Origin of the sequence: Acinetobacter dispersus, from assembly GCF_009884975.1 — a bacterium.
GTDB classification, from domain to species: domain Bacteria; phylum Pseudomonadota; class Gammaproteobacteria; order Pseudomonadales; family Moraxellaceae; genus Acinetobacter; species Acinetobacter dispersus.
Genome location: NZ_CP041970.1, coordinates 3,158,063 through 3,175,832, shown reverse-complemented (window position 1 = coordinate 3,175,832; position 17,770 = coordinate 3,158,063). Strand labels below are relative to the sequence as shown.

At 42.0% G+C, this 17,770-nt stretch carries 17 protein-coding genes; 12 read left to right on the top strand and 5 right to left on the bottom strand.

Annotation, left to right across the window (positions count from 1 at the left end):
• Window positions 1-94: 94 nt before the first annotated feature.
• Together aciT and serB are read right to left on the bottom strand one after the other, a co-directional pair.
• The gene (gene aciT, locus FPL17_RS14605) at window positions 95-430 is read right to left on the bottom strand and encodes a ciprofloxacin tolerance protein AciT (protein ID WP_004803470.1); all 336 of its coding nucleotides are present in this window, start codon (window positions 428-430) and stop codon (window positions 95-97) included.
• Window positions 431-835: 405 nt separating this feature from the next.
• The gene (gene serB, locus FPL17_RS14600; protein ID WP_004803468.1) at window positions 836-2,056 is read right to left on the bottom strand and encodes a phosphoserine phosphatase SerB; all 1,221 of its coding nucleotides are present in this window, start codon (window positions 2,054-2,056) and stop codon (window positions 836-838) included.
• Window positions 2,057-2,117: 61 nt separating this feature from the next.
• On the opposite strand from serB, the gene FPL17_RS14595 reads away from it, so the two are divergent.
• The 8 genes from FPL17_RS14595 (at window position 2,118) to glmS (ending at window position 10,422) form a co-directional block, all read left to right on the top strand.
• Window positions 2,118-3,413, top strand: coding sequence for a DUF4175 domain-containing protein (locus FPL17_RS14595; RefSeq protein ID WP_167515372.1), 1,296 nt, complete (start codon window positions 2,118-2,120; stop codon window positions 3,411-3,413).
• A 283-nt stretch (window positions 3,414-3,696) separates the two neighbouring features.
• Window positions 3,697-4,818, top strand: a complete 1,122-nt coding sequence (ribBA, locus tag FPL17_RS14590; protein WP_151715376.1) for a bifunctional 3,4-dihydroxy-2-butanone-4-phosphate synthase/GTP cyclohydrolase II — start codon at window positions 3,697-3,699, stop codon at window positions 4,816-4,818.
• Between the two features lie 11 nt (window positions 4,819-4,829).
• The gene (gene ribH, locus FPL17_RS14585) at window positions 4,830-5,300 is read left to right on the top strand and encodes a 6,7-dimethyl-8-ribityllumazine synthase (RefSeq protein ID WP_159885777.1); all 471 of its coding nucleotides are present in this window, start codon (window positions 4,830-4,832) and stop codon (window positions 5,298-5,300) included.
• A 3-nt stretch (window positions 5,301-5,303) separates the two neighbouring features.
• Window positions 5,304-5,753 carry a transcription antitermination factor NusB gene (gene nusB, locus FPL17_RS14580; protein WP_004803459.1) on the top strand — a complete coding sequence of 150 codons (450 nt, stop codon included), beginning with the start codon at window positions 5,304-5,306 and terminating at the stop codon, window positions 5,751-5,753.
• A gap of 15 nt (window positions 5,754-5,768) precedes the next feature.
• The gene (gene thiL / locus FPL17_RS14575) at window positions 5,769-6,686 is read left to right on the top strand and encodes a thiamine-phosphate kinase (protein ID WP_159885775.1); all 918 of its coding nucleotides are present in this window, start codon (window positions 5,769-5,771) and stop codon (window positions 6,684-6,686) included.
• Window positions 6,664-7,185 (top strand): phosphatidylglycerophosphatase A family protein, encoded by a 522-nt coding sequence (locus FPL17_RS14570; RefSeq protein WP_005186069.1) that lies wholly within the window; start codon window positions 6,664-6,666, stop codon window positions 7,183-7,185. The genes thiL and FPL17_RS14570 overlap by 23 nt, the downstream gene beginning before the upstream one ends.
• Window positions 7,186-7,206: 21 nt before the next feature.
• Entirely contained in the window at window positions 7,207-8,571 is a 1,365-nt protein-coding gene (glmU, locus tag FPL17_RS14565; RefSeq protein ID WP_159885773.1) for a bifunctional UDP-N-acetylglucosamine diphosphorylase/glucosamine-1-phosphate N-acetyltransferase GlmU, read from the top strand.
• 12 nt (window positions 8,572-8,583) lie between these two features.
• Window positions 8,584-10,422: a glutamine--fructose-6-phosphate transaminase (isomerizing) gene (gene glmS, locus FPL17_RS14560; RefSeq protein WP_005186076.1), complete on the top strand. Its 1,839-nt coding sequence runs from the start codon at window positions 8,584-8,586 to the stop codon at window positions 10,420-10,422.
• Window positions 10,423-10,501: 79 nt separating this feature from the next.
• Here glmS and FPL17_RS14555 read toward each other — a convergent pair whose 3' ends face one another.
• The 3 genes from FPL17_RS14555 to pncA form a co-directional block, all read right to left on the bottom strand.
• Window positions 10,502-11,140: a YitT family protein gene (locus FPL17_RS14555; protein WP_005186078.1), complete on the bottom strand. Its 639-nt coding sequence runs from the start codon at window positions 11,138-11,140 to the stop codon at window positions 10,502-10,504.
• Between the two features lie 217 nt (window positions 11,141-11,357).
• Window positions 11,358-11,822 carry an Lrp/AsnC family transcriptional regulator gene (locus FPL17_RS14550; RefSeq protein ID WP_005186081.1) on the bottom strand — a complete coding sequence of 155 codons (465 nt, stop codon included), beginning with the start codon at window positions 11,820-11,822 and terminating at the stop codon, window positions 11,358-11,360.
• A gap of 85 nt (window positions 11,823-11,907) precedes the next feature.
• Window positions 11,908-12,546: a bifunctional nicotinamidase/pyrazinamidase gene (gene pncA, locus FPL17_RS14545; RefSeq protein ID WP_159885771.1), complete on the bottom strand. Its 639-nt coding sequence runs from the start codon at window positions 12,544-12,546 to the stop codon at window positions 11,908-11,910.
• Window positions 12,547-12,836: 290 nt separating this feature from the next.
• Here pncA and dapA point away from each other — a divergent pair, with 290 nt between their 5' ends.
• The 4 genes from dapA (at window position 12,837) to FPL17_RS14525 (ending at window position 17,752) form a co-directional block, all read left to right on the top strand.
• A complete protein-coding gene (dapA, locus tag FPL17_RS14540; protein ID WP_005186086.1) occupies window positions 12,837-13,730 on the top strand; it encodes a 4-hydroxy-tetrahydrodipicolinate synthase in 894 nt (297 codons plus the stop codon).
• A gap of 15 nt (window positions 13,731-13,745) precedes the next feature.
• Window positions 13,746-14,348, top strand: a complete 603-nt coding sequence (locus FPL17_RS14535) for a lipoprotein-34 precursor (NlpB) (protein WP_151715477.1) — start codon at window positions 13,746-13,748, stop codon at window positions 14,346-14,348.
• Between the two features lie 35 nt (window positions 14,349-14,383).
• Entirely contained in the window at window positions 14,384-15,103 is a 720-nt protein-coding gene (purC, locus tag FPL17_RS14530) for a phosphoribosylaminoimidazolesuccinocarboxamide synthase (protein ID WP_005186090.1), read from the top strand.
• Between the two features lie 240 nt (window positions 15,104-15,343).
• Window positions 15,344-17,752 carry a TonB-dependent receptor plug domain-containing protein gene (locus FPL17_RS14525; RefSeq protein WP_159885770.1) on the top strand — a complete coding sequence of 803 codons (2,409 nt, stop codon included), beginning with the start codon at window positions 15,344-15,346 and terminating at the stop codon, window positions 17,750-17,752.
• Window positions 17,753-17,770: the final 18 nt, after the last annotated feature.

Sequence of the window (17,770 nt, the reverse complement as noted above, 5' to 3'; positions counted from 1 at the left end):
AATTGTATATGGGTCTGTAAAAGCTTTGTTGCAGAAAATTAGTACAAAAAAGGCATGCTGAGCATGCCTTTGATGTTATTCAAATTATTATAATTTATCTGCTAGAACATTGCTGCTGGTCGTCCTTATATACAGGTGTATGTTCAATATACTGACGATTTGCCAGCTGTTTTTGTGCTTGTTTGTCTTCACGTAAAAGGATAAATGTAACCGTTATCATCGCAAGGCTTAACGCAGTCAAATAACTATAGGCGACTGACATCTCGAATATGGTTTGAGCGCCAAAGCGCACCACTTCTAACAGTCCCCAGCACAGCATACCCGCCAACATAAAACCTAACCAACGACGATAAGGAGAAAAGAAAACAGCAATAACTGCGACAGCGATTAAGCCAAATCCAACCCACATGGTGAAATTCGCTGCTTCCATAGAAACCTCCGTCTTAAAAGGGGTGGCCTGTATTTAATTCAGACCTCTATATTGTTCTGTAATCTCTAACAGTACTTCGTATTGCATTAACGTCTTTATGCATTATGGAGCGTTTTTTTTAGAAAAAAAGAGCCTGAAATTAACCTTACGACACAAGCTGTCGCAATATGCTTTTGTCATTACATTTTTAAAACATATAAAAGTCTTGAATGTCCATATAGCATCAATTACAGCGTGTCATTACAAAAAACTATGCCTCTTTTTTGCTGCAAAAAAACTTTTTTCGGAATTTTTTTATCGTTGTTTTTCTATACATTTAGACATAATTATGACGAATAAATGACGTACAAAAAATGAATAAGGCCGCAGTAAAAGCGACCTTATTAAAACGCGATAAATGTTACTCTAAGCGCGGTTTAAATCCTTATCATGCATACCTAATAGGTACAGCACGCCATCTAAACCCACACTTGAAATTGCCTGATTGGCATTTTGACGGACCAAAGGTTTAGCACGGAATGCAACGCCTAGACCTGCAATTGAAAGCATCGGTAAGTCATTGGCACCATCACCAACGGCCATCGCCTGCTCTAGCGAAATCCCCATTTTTTCGGCCAGCTGACGCAGTAACTCCGCTTTACGAGCACCATCAACAATCGCACCTTTCACTTCACCTGTCACAAAACCATCTTCTACATCAAGAATATTGGCATGTACTTCATCAATCCCAAGTTTTGCTTGTAAGTACTCAGCAAAGTACTGGAAACCACCTGATAAAATTGCAGTCTTATAACCCAAGGCTTTCAAGGTAGAGATCAAACGCTCTGCCCCTTCAGTCACCGTCAAACGTTCTGCAATTTTCGGCAATACCGAAGCATCTAAACCTTTTAATAAGGCAACACGGGCACGGAAACTTTGTTGAAAATCAAGTTCACCCAACATGGCACGCTCAGTAATTTCAGCAACTTGGGCGCCAACGCCTGCTTCTAATGCCAGTTCATCAATTACTTCTTGCTCAATCAAGGTGGAGTCCATATCAAAGCAAACTAAACGACGATTACGGCGATAGGCATTGTCTTCTTGCACAGCGACATCAATATTTAACTCACCAGATAGGCTTAAACATGCTGCACGCATCGCTTGTGCATCCAACATCTGTCCGCTGAGGCCAAACTGCACACAGGCACGACGTGGAAATTGGCTTTCTGCATCCAGATCTAAACGCCCCGATAAACGAGTGACCGTTTCAATATTAAAGCCTTGACTTGATACAATTTTAGTCACGGCTTGTAGATGTGCAGCGGTAAGTTCAGGTGCAAGCGCAGTCACGATATAGCGAGTTCGACCACCTTCACTTACCCATTGATCATATTCTGCGTTGGAGATTGGTTTAAATCGCACAGTTAAGCCAATATCATGTGCTAAAATCAAAATCTCTTTCATTGCTAATGCAGTTGCAGTCTCATTATCCGATGCAACAACGATCCCAAGGGTCAGTTGATTATGGATAACTGCCTGCCCCACATCGAGTATTTGCAAAGAATGTACGGATAGTACCTGCATTAATCGAGTAAACTGATTCGGTTGATCTGGTCCTAGAAAGGATATAAGAATGATTTCTCGCATGAATTGACTCGTGGTTGAGCGACAACTATTGTAAGAATCATAACATAACCCATGAATCTATTTGCCTTGGAAATTTAACTTGAATGCGCCTCGCCAAGGGCTATTTGCTAGCCTACTGATCGTAAGTTTTGCATTGCATACCTTTTTATTGGTGATTGCAACGACACATCAACTCAATGAAAATCGCGCTAGCCAAGGACAACTGATGACCAGTCAGTTAGTGGCAGATAGTCTTGCTGAGTTGGAACCAGCCAATACCGTTTCGCTGGCATTGGTGGCGAATCGTTATGCAACCAACCCAAGTGTTGCATCCATTCGTATTTTAGACGCCAATAAACAAGTGCTTGCAACCAGTGGTATGGCTAAAACCCGCCAAGGTGAAGTGTTTGTTCGCGATGCGCTACAAAATGAAAAGAAAGTCGGTACCGTTGAAATTACCTTAATCCAACCGAGTATCGGTGAGATTTTGCGGACTCAATGGTTAGCGATTTTAGTTTCACTGTTCATTCATGGCTTGATTTGGTTGGCATATCGCGCCATCGCACGCCCAACACGTAGCGAATACTTAGCACGTATCAATCAAGAGAATCATCTCAAGCATGAGATTCAACGTTTAACCCAAGCTCTTGCCCTTGAAAAACAAAATGCCGTGACTTTGGTTGCTCAGGCACAACAGCAGGCAAAAGCTCAAACCAAACCGCGTGTTGAAAAAAATCCAGTGGAATCTGTATCACTGGATCATCAAGCTTTAGCGCTCAATATTCAATTTTATGATCCTAAACAATTATTGAGTAGTGTGAACCAATCTGTTTCGGTCCCGTATTTCAAACTATGCCAATTATTTTTAGATAAAAGTATTGCGCTTTGTGCCAAGCATTACCAGATTGATGCGGCTCAAATTCAGGTGGTTCAAGAATTCAATGCAGATGGTGCAAGCTTAGCCACGACGTCTGAAAACAGTCATGCCCTTGAATGTCTGATGATGGTCGGAGCTGTTTTCCAATTATTGGCCGATGTACTGTATAAACGTTATCGTGAAGATAAACGTTTTGCCTTACAAACTCGCGGTGCAGTTGCAAGTGCAGTCGATGCAATGCAGCTAGATGCAGTTGAAGCAGCGAAACGATTGGCACAACATTTACATGCCAAAGAAGCAGCTTTGCATTTAAATCATGAGCAGCTCAAAACCATTCAAAACAGTTATGAATTGGTGGCAATGCCAAACCCAAGTAATATCATGACCCGCCATGCCTTTATGATTAATGGTATGAATGAACAATGTGCGACCGTTGCTCAAACGTTACGTACAGAAATTTTAATGGGTAAAAAAGCCAAAGCATCGACAGAGCTTGAATAAATAGCACAAAGGCTCCGCGAATAGAGTCATTCTAAACACAAGGCTTTGTCTAGATACAAAGCCTTGTGTTTTTTTGTTTAGTCCATACATATAAAGCTTACAATCGCATCACACCGCTTTGTAAAGTGGCAAAATTGGGCAGGATAAAGTGTTGCAAGATAATTTGTTTAGTCTGACTTTTTATTGATAAAGAAGCACAGGCGAAATTTTTTAAAATGCGGTAAACTATGCCAGATTTATCGAATACTAGTGCCTAAAAAGGCAAGATAAAAGGTGAAAGCGAATGCCGCTGAGTCATGTTGAAGAGCTTGTTGCAGATATTCGTGCAGGCAAAATGGTCATCCTAATGGATGATGAAGATCGTGAAAATGAAGGTGACTTAGTCATCGCCGCAACGCATGTTCGCCCTGAAGATATTAACTTCATGATTACCCATGCACGTGGTTTGGTTTGCTTAACACTCAGTCGCGACCGCTGTAAACAACTCAACCTTCCATTGATGGTTGATCAGAACGGCGCGCAACACGCAACCAACTTCACGCTTTCGATTGAAGCTGCAGAAGGCATCAGTACAGGTATTTCAGCTGCAGAACGTGCCCATACTATTCGTACTGCAGTTGCGGCACATGCTAAACCAAGTGATATTGTTCAACCAGGTCATATTTTCCCGTTAATGGCACAACCAGGTGGTGTTTTACACCGCGCAGGTCATACCGAAGCAGGTTGTGACCTCACCCGCTTAGCAGGTCTAGAGCCAGCTTCTGTGATCTGTGAAATTATCAATGATGACGGTACAATGGCGCGTCGTCCTGATTTAGAAGTGTTTGCAGAAAAACACGGCTTAAAAATTGGAACCATCGCGGACCTGATCCATTACCGCATGACCAATGAACAAACCGTTGAACGTTTGTCTCAAGAAACCATTGATACCGAATACGGAACGTTTGAGCTGTATAAGTATCGTGAAATCGGCAATCCTGATATTCATGTTGCCTTAGTTAAAGGTGAACCAAAACAAGGCGTCACTACGGTACGTGTCCATGGTTTCAGCCCGATTCGTGATTTATTAAAACTTAATAAAGCCGATGGTTCTCCTGCGTGGAACTTAGATCTTGCAATGAAAACCATTGCTGCAAGTGATCGCGGTGTACTGGTATGGATTGGTCAGGGTCAATTAGAAGACCTAGGTCCTGCATTGCAGAATTTAAATCAGCCAAAACCACTCAAATCCAATGCAGCACTTTCTCATCAATATCAAACCATTGGTGTGGGTGCACAGATTTTACGTGATTTAGGTGTTGAGAAAATGAAGTTGTTGAGTTCTCCACTTCGTTTCAATGCTTTATCCGGATTTAATTTAGAGGTAGTGGAATACATCACTGCCGATCAAATCACAGCAAAATAATCGAGGTTGCTATGGCAATTCGCCGAATTGAAGGTTTATTACATCTCGCAAGCGAAGGTCGTTATGCGATCTTAGTCGGTCGTTTCAACAGCTTCGTTGTTGAACATTTACTTGAAGGCGCAATCGACACTCTAAAACGTCATGGCGTTGCAGAAGAAGCGATTACTGTTATTCATGCACCAGGTGCATGGGAACTGCCGATTGTTGCGAAAAAATTAGCAGCTTCAAATAAATTTGATGCCATCATTGCATTAGGTGCAGTGATTCGTGGCAGCACACCTCACTTTGACTTTGTTGCAGGTGAATGTGCAAAAGGCTTAGGCGTGATTGCTCTTGAAAGCACAATGCCTGTAATCAATGGTGTATTGACTACAGACAGCATTGAGCAAGCAATCGAGCGTTCTGGTACGAAAGCAGGAAACAAAGGTAGCGAAGCTGCATTGACTGCAATCGAAATGGTTAACTTATTAAAGGCAATTTAAAGCATGTCGCAAACACTTCAGGCCGCTTATGCAGCGAAACGCAAAGCACGTCGTTTTGCTGTACAAGGGATTTATGAATGGCAAATGAGTCAGAACCCAGTACATGAAATTGAAGCACGCACGCGTGTAGAAAATGCCATGCACAAAGTTGACCTTAACTATTACCATGAATTACTCACTCAAGTGATTGCTCAACATGAAGCTTTAGATGAGTTGCTCATTCCAGTGCTTGATCGTGAATTAAGCGCATTGGATGGTGTCGAGCTTGCAACCCTACGACTCGGTGCGTATGAATTACGAGATCATCTCGAAGTTCCATACCGTGTTGTACTTGATGAAGCAATTGAGCTAGCTAAACACTTTGGTGGCGCAGATAGTCATAAATACATCAACGGTGTATTAGACCGTCTTTCCTCAAAGCTTCGTGAAGCTGAAAAACAACAAGCAAAATAATAGGCTTGATGTTGTATGGCTGAGTTTTCCATTATTGAACGTTACTTTAAACGTGCATCCAAATCTGATGTCAGTTTAGGTATCGGAGATGACTCAGCCATCGTTACCCCCCCTCCTTCACAACAATTGGTGATCTGTGCAGATACACTGGTTGCTGGTCGTCATTTCCCCTTAGATACTGCTGCTCACGCCATCGGCTGGAAAAGTGTCGCTGTCAATTTATCGGACTTGGCGGCAATGGGAGCAAAACCCCATAGTATTTTACTCGCACTGAGTCTCCCGACTGTTGATCATGACTGGCTGGCTGGCTTTAGTCAGGGCTTGTTTGATTGCTGCGATCAGTTTGGTGTCAGTCTGATTGGTGGTGATACCACTCAAAGTGCTCAACTGACCATTAGTGTGACCGCCTTAGGCTGGATTGAACAGGGTCAGGCCATTACTCGCGCAGGCGCTCAAATCGGCGACTATATTTGTGTCAGTGGGCAAATTGGCGATGCCGCGTTTGGATTACAGCATCTAGGCCATACACTACAACAACGCTTAGATTATCCAACCCCACGTTGTCATTTGGGTCAACAACTCAAAGGGTTGGCATCGAGTATGATTGATATCTCAGATGGATTGGCTCAAGACTTAGGTCATATTTTAAAAGCATCCGATGTCGGTGCAAAATTACAGCTAGATCAGCTTCCGATAGATGCATCACTCAAACAGCTTGATTTGCAACAGGCTTGGCATTATGCACTTGCAGGTGGTGATGATTACGAATTATGCTTTACAATATCACCGCAAAACTTCAAAGAACTGTCGCGACAACAATTAGATGTTCCGCTTACAATAATCGGCGAAATTACCCAACAAACTGGATTGTTATTTGAGTATATGGGCAAAGCACACCCATTACATGTTCATGGATACCAACACTTTGCATAAGCCTCCCATTCACTTTAACCAAATGACTTGGTTTGACCGCTTCATCGTATTCTGCGGTGTCGGTTTTGGCTCTGGTTTAGCACCTAAAGCACCTGGAACTTTTGGTTCTGCCTTTGCGCTGTTATTTGTCCCACTGTGGTTATATTTGGGTTTATCAGCAAGCCTGATTGCAATCATATTCATGTCCTTAATTGGCATTTATATCTGTGGACATACCGCAAAAGTCATCAATGTTCATGATGACGGACGTATTGTTTGGGATGAATTTGCAGGTCAATCAATCACCCTGTTACCTTTGCTGTATTTACAGCAAATGAATTGGCTGTGGGTCATTGTTGGATTCGTATTATTCCGTATATTTGATGTCTGGAAACCTTTTCCAATTAGTTGGGCAGATCAAAAAGTGTCTGGCGGCTTCGGAATTATGCTGGATGACATTATTGCGGGAATTTGGGCAGCGCTCTGTATTTTTATTCTTCATTTTTATATTTTGACTTAAGCCATTGAATTAGAGTTAGTTATGTCAACGACTGTTATTATTCTTGCAGCAGGGAAAGGAACGCGAATGCGTTCACAACTACCAAAAGTATTACAACCACTTGCAGGTCGTCCACTGCTTGGACACGTGATTCAAACGGCAAAAAAACTCCATGCCCAAAATATTATTACCATTTATGGACATGGCGGTGAACTGGTTAAACAAAACTTTGCTGCCGAACAAATCGAATGGGTTGAACAAGCAGAACAACTGGGAACAGGTCATGCCGTGCAAATGACTTTGCCTGTGCTACCGCAAGAAGGTGTCTCACTGATTTTATCAGGCGATGTGCCCTGTATTCAGGCAGATACCCTACAAAAATTATTGGATGCATCAACCCAAACAGGCATTGGCTTAGTCACACTCATTGTCGATGATGCAACAGGTTATGGTCGTATTGTTCGCAAAGATGGTAAAATTCAAGCCATTGTTGAACATAAAGATGCCAACGAAGAACAACGCCAAATTAAAGAATTTAATACAGGCATTTATTGTGTCAGTAATGCAAAACTGCATGAGTGGTTGCCTCAACTTTCCAATGAAAATGCACAAGGCGAATATTACCTCACCGATATTGTCGCAATGGCAATTGCAGATGGCTTAGAAGTTGCCTCAGTTGAACCAGAGCTTGCGTTTGAGGTTGAAGGTGTGAATAACCGCTTACAACTTGCTACCTTGGAGCGTCAGTTCCAGCAGCAGCAAGCCAAAGAATTGATGCTGCAAGGCGTTCACCTGATTGACCCAAATCGTTTTGATTTACGCGGCAGTTTAAAATGTGGACAAGACGTACAAATTGATGTCAATGTCATCATCGAAGGCGACTGTGAACTGGGCGATAACGTACAACTCGGTGCAGGATGTATTTTAAAAAATACCCGTATTGCTGCGGGCACCAAAGTTCAAGCCTATAGCATTTTTGAAAATGCAGTGGTTGGTGAAAGTGCTCAAATTGGTCCTTTCGCGCGTTTACGTCCAGGTGCAAACCTTGCCAATGACGTACATATCGGTAACTTCGTAGAAGTGAAAAATTCAAATATCGGACTTGGCTCCAAAGCCAACCATTTCACCTATTTAGGTGATGCTGATATTGGTGCGGGTTGTAATATTGGTGCAGGCACCATTACCTGTAATTATGATGGTGCGAACAAACATCGTACTATTATCGAAGACAATGTATTTATTGGTACCAATAACTCATTGGTTGCACCAATCAAAATTGGTCAAGGCGCAACAACAGGTGCAGGATCAACCCTCACCCGAGATGTGGCTGAGCATAGTTTAGCTGTCGAACGATCAAAACAGTTTGAAAAAGCAAATTATCAACGTCCCCAAAAGCTGAAAAAATAAGAGGATAAAATTATGTGTGGTATTGTTGGTGGCGTTGCTGAACGTTGTGTAACCGATATTCTTATTGAAGGCCTTAAACGTCTTGAATACCGTGGCTATGACTCTGCAGGCTTAGCTTTATTAAATAATCAAAAAATCTTACGTGAACGTCGCGTTGGTAAAGTTGCCAACTTGGCTGAAGCCGTGTCAGAACAGCACTTAACTGGAAATGTCGGGATTGCACACACACGTTGGGCAACTCATGGTAAACCGACTGAAAATAATGCACATCCGCACGTTTCAGGCAACGTGGCTGTGGTTCATAACGGTATCATTGAAAACTATCAAGAGCTGAAAGATGAATTACAAGCGCTAGGCTATGTATTTACTTCACAAACCGATACCGAAGTTGTTGCGCATCTCGTTAACGATGCATTGAAGCAAACAGACAGTCTGTTAGAAGCTGTACAAAAGATTACACCGCGCCTGAAGGGAGCTTATGCACTTGGGATTGTGCATACGGCACATCCAAACGAGCTAATCACTGTTCGTGAAGGCTCACCTTTAGTGATTGGTGTTGGTATTGGTGAAAACTTTATCAGCTCAGACCAATTGGCTTTATTGCCTGTGACCAATCGTTTCGTGTATTTAGAGGAAGGTGATATTGCTCGCCTTACACGTACTAGCATCGAAGTTTTTGCAAAGGGTCAACGTGTTGAACGCCCAGTCAAAGAGTTGGATGCAACGGTTAGCAATGTATCTAAGGGTGAATATAAGCACTTCATGCTCAAAGAAATTTATGAGCAACCAGAAGCAATTCAACAAACCATTTCTCAAGCATTAAATGGCAACAGCTTACGTGAAGATTTCCTCAGCCATGCCAATGCTGATTTTGACAAGATTCAGCAAGTGCAAATCATTGCCTGTGGTACCAGTTACCATGCAGGGATGATTGCTAAATATTGGTTTGAACAGCTGATTGGCGTACCTTGCCAAGTTGAGATTGCAAGTGAGTTCCGTTACCGTACACCAGTGATTGTGGCAAATACACTATATATCTGTATTTCACAATCTGGTGAAACAGCCGATACTTTAGCAGCGTTACGTGAAACACAAAAACGTGCCAAAGCAAGCAACATTGACATCAGCACCATGACGATTTGTAACGTCGCAACCTCATCTATGGTACGCGAAACAGATCATCATTTACTGACGCTTGCTGGTCCTGAAATTGGGGTGGCATCAACCAAAGCCTTTACTACTCAGCTTGCAGCGTTGATGCTGTTAATCTTGAAAGTTGGTCAAGTCAAAAATCGCCTGTCTGATGCCCAACTGAATGAAATCACCACTGCCTTATGGCATTGCCCGAAAGTAATTTTAGATACCTTACAAGGTGATACTGAGATTCTACGTTTATCGGCATTGTTCGTTGAGAAAAATCACTGCTTATTCTTGGGTCGTGGAACACACTTCCCAATCGCACTTGAAGGCGCATTGAAGTTGAAAGAAATTTCATATATTCATGCGGAAGGTTATGCTGCAGGCGAGCTTAAACATGGTCCACTAGCTTTGGTGGATAATGAAATGCCTGTCGTGATTTTAGCGCCTCAAGATGACATGCTTGATAAACTCAAATCAAATATGGAAGAAGTACAAGCACGTGGTGGTGAACTGTTTGTCTTTGCAGATGAAAACAGCGGTATTCATGGTAAAGACCGTCAACATGTTGTACACATCCCTGCGGTAAATGAATGGTTAGCACCGATTGTTTATAGCGTACCTGTGCAGTTGTTGTCTTACCATGTCGCAGTGTTACGCGGTACAGATGTCGATCAGCCACGTAACCTCGCGAAGAGTGTCACTGTAGAATAATATTTTACCTCGAAGGAGGGTTTACCCTCCTTCGAGTTTTCTTTATATTTTTTAGTTAATTAGAATAAAAATCTTAAGTTTAAGCCACGTATCTTGTGGTTTTATGATTCAGTAAAACAATCGAATTAAGAATAATCACGCCTAAAATTGAAATTAGAATTAATTTCCAATCCACAAAGAACAATGAAGCCAACAAGATAATCAGATCAATGCCCAACTGTACTTTTCCTGCGGCAATATTAAAGCGCTCCTGTAAATACAGCGCCAGTAAATTGATACCACCTAGGCTAGAACGATGTCTAAAGAGAATCAAAAAACTCACCCCCATTAAGACATTGGCAAAAATCGTTGCGTAAATCGGATTAACATCCGAAAGGTGAAAAAATTGTGGGATCATTTCAGTAAACCCCGCTAATAATGCAACGGCAATAAAGGTTTTCACTACCAACGCGATACCCATTTTTTTATAGGCAAAATAATAAAATGGGATATTGATCAGGAAAAACAAAACACCAAATTTGATGTCGGTAATGTAGTGGAGCAATAAAGATAAACCTGCTGTACCACCTGTCATGATCCCTGCTTGCTGTAATAACGTCATGGCAAACGAAAGAATGAATGTTCCGATCAACATCGCCAATGCATCTTCAATTTTAGAGTGCTGGTCAATCACAGGCATGACTGGACTTACCAGAGATACATTTTGCTCGGTATTCATAATGGTACAACTCAATAGGAGAACAGCTAAAGGGAGAGACGTCTTTCACGGAAAGACATGACATATTTGATCATTTTTATTAAAATTTCGCAATTTATTCTTATCTTTTTGCCATAAATGCAATTTATATTCAAAATCATCCATTTTGAATATTGTATAGTTGTCAATCTCTCAGCCTGTTATTTTGTATCGAATGAAGCGACAACCAGCTTAGCCTTTATTTAATCGCGATCCCATTTTCTTTTAATTTTTCAAGCACAATAGAGGTATTCAGATTACTGACGCCAAAGTTTTGTGAAGATAGAATACCGATCAACTTGACCATTTCATCCAAGTTCTTAACCGCAACTTTCAGTGCAAAATCATAACTGCCTGTCAGTTTATGAATATCTTTAACCGCAGGCTCATGCATCAGAAATTCAACAAAACGATCATGGGTAGCATCATGATAATTCTGCAGTTTCACTTCAATAATGCCCATGATCGGCGCAGGATCAGCACTCAACGCAATTTGTGCATAATAGCCTGTGATGATTTTTTTCTGCTCCAGTTGAACACGACGGCGTGAACATTGCGAGGTCGACAAACCCACCAATTCAGCGAGCTCCTGATTGGCCAAACGTCCATTCATTTGTAAATGATGAATAATTTTCTGATCAAAATCATCGAGTTCGACTGTCATAAAACGCTCAATTCTGCCTTAAGTCATGATTTAACTGATATTGATTCATCAGTTTTAGAAGTTTAACGCCTTTAGATCAATCAGCTCAAGCTTGTGGCAAAATTGTAGCTGACTGAATACGTTGAACGCCTTGTTCTAACATGTTGTGCCATGCGTTTTGCAATGAACCATTTAAATCAATGGCTTTACAGGCATCTTCAATCACAAAAGTTTTAAAACCCATTTGTGCAGCATCCAATGCCGTCCACGCCACACAAAAATCGGTGGCAATCCCCACAATATAGACCGTATCTATTTGGTGTTCTTTTAAATAGCCCTTGAGACCTGTCGGGGTTTTTCGATCCGCCTCCATAAAGGCAGAATAGCTATCAATATTGACGTGAAAGCCTTTGCGAATAATCAGTTGCGCGGTTGGAATATCAAGATCGGGGTGGAATTCAGCATCGTGTGTGCCTTGTACACAATGTCTTGGCCATAACACTTGAGTTCCATAGGACAATTCAATGGTTTCAAATGGCGCTTTATTTTCGTGATTGTCAGCAAAAGAAATATGCTGATCAGGATGCCAGTCTTGTGTCAGCACCACCGTTTCAAACTGACGCGCCAGTTGATTAATCACAGGGATAATCTGATCAGCATCAGTGACTGCCAAGTTTCCACCCGGGGTAAATCCATTTTGCACATCAACAACAATTAAGGCACTGTGTTTAGAGTCTGTACGCATCTCATTATTCAATCTAGATCACTTCTTGCTATACCATACGCTGCCAGCCTTCGCCTGACTAGCCATGCATCAACATTTCATAAGATGAAAATCATTCAGGACAAAGATGAATGAAAGTTTTCAGCTGTTTGACTAAAGCATATTGTTCTTATGCCGCTGATCAGTCATAATTTGCATAATTGTCATTCAATCGAATTCATTATTGAACGGCGAATCAAAATACTGCAACCATCCAATATTTCGTTTCAACTAATTCAATCTCGGATGGGAAAATAGGATAGTTTTTTAAAATGACTCAGCTAGCACAGAATATTCAAGGTTCAATTGTCGCACTCGTCACCCCTATGTTTGAAGATGGTCGCGTAGATTGGAAGAGCCTTGAGAAGCTCGTTGAGTGGCATGTCCAACAAGGTACACATAGTATTGTTGCTGTTGGCACAACGGGCGAAGCGTCTACATTAAGCATGGAAGAACACACACAAGTCATCAAAGAAGTGATTCGTGTAGCCAATAAACGCATCCCAATTATCGCGGGCACAGGTGCAAACTCAACTCACGAAGCAATCGAACTCACTAAAGCAGCGAAAGAGCTCGGTGCCGATGCGGCATTGCTCGTTACGCCATATTATAATAAACCAACACAAGAAGGCTTATATCAACACTATAAAGCAATTGCTGAAGCAGTTGATATTCCACAAATTCTTTATAATGTTCCAGGTCGTACTGGCGTTGATATGCAAAATGAAACTGTCATTCGTTTAGCCGATGTTAAAAACATTGTTGGGATTAAAGATGCAACAGGCGATGTACCACGTGGTCAAGCCCTCATCGAAGGTTTAAATGGTAAAATCGCAGTTTACTCAGGCGATGACGAAACTGCTTGGGAACTGATTTTATTAGGTGCTAAAGGTAATATTTCTGTAACAGCCAATGTTGCACCAAAACAAATGAGCGAAGTTTGTGAAGCTGCCTTGGCGGGTGATAAAGCAAAAGCGCAAAATCTGAATCAACAAATTGCAAATCTACACAATATTTTGTTTTGCGAATCAAACCCAATTCCTGTGAAATGGGCGTTGCATGAGATGGGATACATTAGTACAGGTTTACGCCTGCCACTAACCGCTCTAGCAGAACAATATCGTGAACCGCTCCGCACAGATTTAAAAACTGCGGGCATTATTTAATACGAGCAATTTATGATGCAATTACGTCTTGGTGTTGTCCTAGTCATTTCAGCTTTAAGTTTGGCTGGTTGTGGTCGTTTTGCCCTCAATAATCATTCTTTAGATTATAAAAAAGCGCAAGCGCTTGAACCACTCAAGTTCCCTGAGAATGCAACGGTAAGACCATTCACGCCATTGTATCCAGCACCGACGGTTGATCCACTAGCGATTCAACATGCGCCAACATTTGAAAGCAAGACTGGCAACCGTTATGCATTACCTCGCCCAGAGTCAATGCAAACTACAAGCAATACCACTGAAGCGACAGCAACCAGCTTGGGTCGTCCACAACTGGTGATGGATGGTAATAAAAACCCATTACTGAAAGTGGAAGGTCCAACAGCAAGTGCTTGGCAATATGCCTTTGCAACGGTCAGCAGCCTCAACTACAAAGTCATCTCTCAAGCAGATCATGGTTATGAAGCAACCATTCAGGTTGACAATCAAAACTACGTATTGAAGCTTTCTGCTGTTGGTTCAAGCAATACCATTGCCCTCTTCAAACCTGACACCACCTTTGCCGACCCTAAAGTTGCAACTGAAGTGTTAGCCCAGATTTACCAAAATTGGCCAGCCTAGTCGTTTACTAGGCATATTTTTCAAAAGGTTCCTCCATGTTAAAACAAACCTTGCTCTATACTGGTAAAGCAAAATCTGTATACGAGACAGATAACGCTGATCACCTGATTTTGGTCTTTCGTGATGATGCCTCGGCATTTAATGGCGAAAAAATTGAGCAACTCGATCGTAAGGGCAAGGTCAACAACCGTTTTAACGCCTTCATCATGGAAAAACTGGCTGAAGCAGGTATCGAAACGCATTTTGAAAAATTGCTTTCTCCAACTGAAGTACTGGTTAAAAAACTTCAGATGATTCCAGTTGAATGTGTCATTCGTAACTATGCTGCTGGTTCACTTTGCCGTCGTTTAGGCGTTGAAGAAGGCAAAGAATTAACACCGCCAACATTTGAATTATTCTTTAAAGATGATGCACTTGGCGATCCAATGGTGAACGAATCTCAAGCGATTGCTTTAGGTTGGGCAACGGCGGAACAACTTGAAAAAATGAAAGAACTCACTTACCAAGTGAATGATGTACTGAAAGCATTATTCGATGCAGGTAATATGATTCTGGTTGATTTCAAACTTGAATTCGGTGTATTCCATGACCGTATCGTTTTGGGTGATGAATTCTCTCCAGACGGTTGTCGTTTATGGGACAAAGACACCAAGAAAAAACTGGATAAAGACCGTTTCCGCCAAGGTTTAGGTGGTGTGGTTGAAGCGTATGAAGAAGTTGCTGCACGTTTAGGCATTAACTTAGACAATATCTAAGTCTGGCTAAACCTCTAGCACACATAAAAACCAGCTCAATGGGGCTGGTTTTTTATTGCCTATTCAAAAATGAGCAACTTCATTTTAAATATCAATACTATATAAATCATCAACTTAAATTTCATAGATATAGCTTTGCGAGTTTTGTTCTAACCTTATGTTTTTATATTGTTTTTGAATTTTTTTTGATGCTCCTACCATGTTCACAAATGTTTACAGAACTTGAGTTAGAAGATCAAAATGAATACTCCTATTTTAAGAAATTTTCCTTTAAGTCTGAGTGCTAGCCTGATTTTGCTTGCTCTATACAGCAATGTGCACGCAGCTGAAAACAATTCAAACGAACCAGAACAAGTCAAAACACTCGCGACCATTGTCGTCACAGGAACCCGTGCCAACAATCGTTCACAAACAGAGTCCTTACAGCCAATTGATGTGATTAGTGCCAAAGAGCTGACCGAACGAACGGGCTCCAATGAACTCGGCACGGCGCTATCTCGAATTATTCCTTCAATTAATTTTCCACGTCCAACTGTGGTGGATGGAACTGAACTGGTTCGACCTGCTCAACTGAAAGGACTTGCACCTGATCAAGTACTGGTTCTGGTTAATGGTAAGCGTCGCCACACAGGTGCCTTTATTAACCTTGGCGGAACCATTGGCCGTGGCTCTGCCCCAACCGATTTAAATGCGATCCCGATCTCAGCGATTAGCCGTGTCGAAGTACTGCGTGAAGGCGCATCGGCTCGCTATGGTTCCGATGCAATTGCAGGCGTGATTAATATTATTTTGAAATCCAACCCTACACATGGCGAAGCAGGTATTAAATACGGGGTTTATAACAAAGGAGATGGTGAACAGAAGCAATCCTTTGTTTCAGGTGGCACCAAACTGAATAATTATGGTTACGCGATCTTTTCAGGGGAATGGCAGGATAGCCAAGCCACCAATCGTGCTGGCCCTGACCTGCGTGATCCCAAATCAAGTACCTATGGACAGCGTACGTTCCGTTTTGGTGATCCAGATTCCGATGAGGTAAAAGCAGCCTTGAATTTAGGTTATGACCTCAGTGATCATGCCGAGCTGTATTCTTTTGCGACCTATAGCCATCGTAATGCAGAAACTGCTGGATTCTATCGTTTAAGCAACGCCTCCAATAATATTCCTGCCTTGTTTCCCAATGGCTATCTACCCATCATTCAAGGCCAACTCGATGATTTTGGTGCAGTTGCAGGGATCAAAGGCGATTGGTCAGATTGGCATTATGATGCCTCGGTGAATTATGGTTTAAATCGTTATGATGTCGATACCAAGACCATTAATGTCGATCTCTATAAAGACACCGCTACCACGCCTTTTGGATTCCAAAATGGCACACTGAAAAATGCACAAACGGTAGTGAATTTTGATCTTTCTCGAGAGTTTAATCTTACAGCACTCGCCAGCCCACTGAATGTTGCCTTTGGTACGCAATATTTAAATCAGAAGTATCAAATCCAAGCGGGTGATCCAGCATCTTATTATAAAAGTGGTTCTTCTGGATTAGCAGGCTTTCGCTCTGCCGATGCTGGTGAATGGTCACGCGACAGTTATGCGGCTTATCTGGATTTAGAGGCCAATTTAACTGAAAAACTCTCAGCATCTACAGCCTATCGCCATGAATATTACAATGATTTTGGTCACACCGATAATGCATCATTATCTTTACGTTATGCCATTCACCCAGCGATTGCGGTACGTGGTAGTGCCTCTACTGGTTTCCGCGCCCCAAGTCTTGCCCAACAATATTTCACCCAAACCTCTTCACAGCTGATCAATGGTCAATTTGCTGAAGCAGGTACCTTTCCCACCACGTCATACGTTGCTCAACTGCTTGGTGCCGAACAACTTAAACCAGAGAAATCTAAAAACTATAGTGTGGGTTTAGTCTTGACACCTACAGATCAACTATATGTGACTTTGGATGCTTATCAAATCGACATTGATAATCGGATTAGCCTGTCCTCAAATATCAATGCCAGCAGTGCGACCGTTCGCCAATACCTGAATTCAAAAGGGATCACCGACACCAACTTCAACACGATTCGTTATTTCAACAATGCCAGCGATACCCGCACGCGCGGTGTTGACTTAGTTGCGACCTATAAATGGACTAATTTGCCTTATGGCGAACTGAATACCTCACTGGCCTACAACTACAATAAAAATAAAGTGACCCATGTGGATGGCAATCCAGCCATCTTAGATGCGCTGGGCATTAACCTCACGCGTCTGGATCGTCGAGAGCAATACGGTTTATTGGCTGGCAGTACTCCTGAACATAAATTCAGTTTAGCGAATGACTATAAGCTTGGAAACTTCACTGTGAATACCAATCTCACACGTTATGGCAGCTTTAAAACCTTTAGTAATTCTGGCGAAGCCAAAGACCAAAAATTCTCAGCCAAATGGTTACTCGATTTAGCGTTGTCTTATCAATATCAAAACTGGAACTTCACGGTTGGTGGCGACAATATTACCGATGTATATCCTGATAAAGATGTCTACGATATCAACCAACCCACAGGCGGCAGCTTGCCTTATAGCCAGTTCTCGCCTTTTGGCTTTAATGGTGCGTTCTATTACGGCAAGATCAATTATCGTTGGTAGTAATCAAAAACCGAGCCT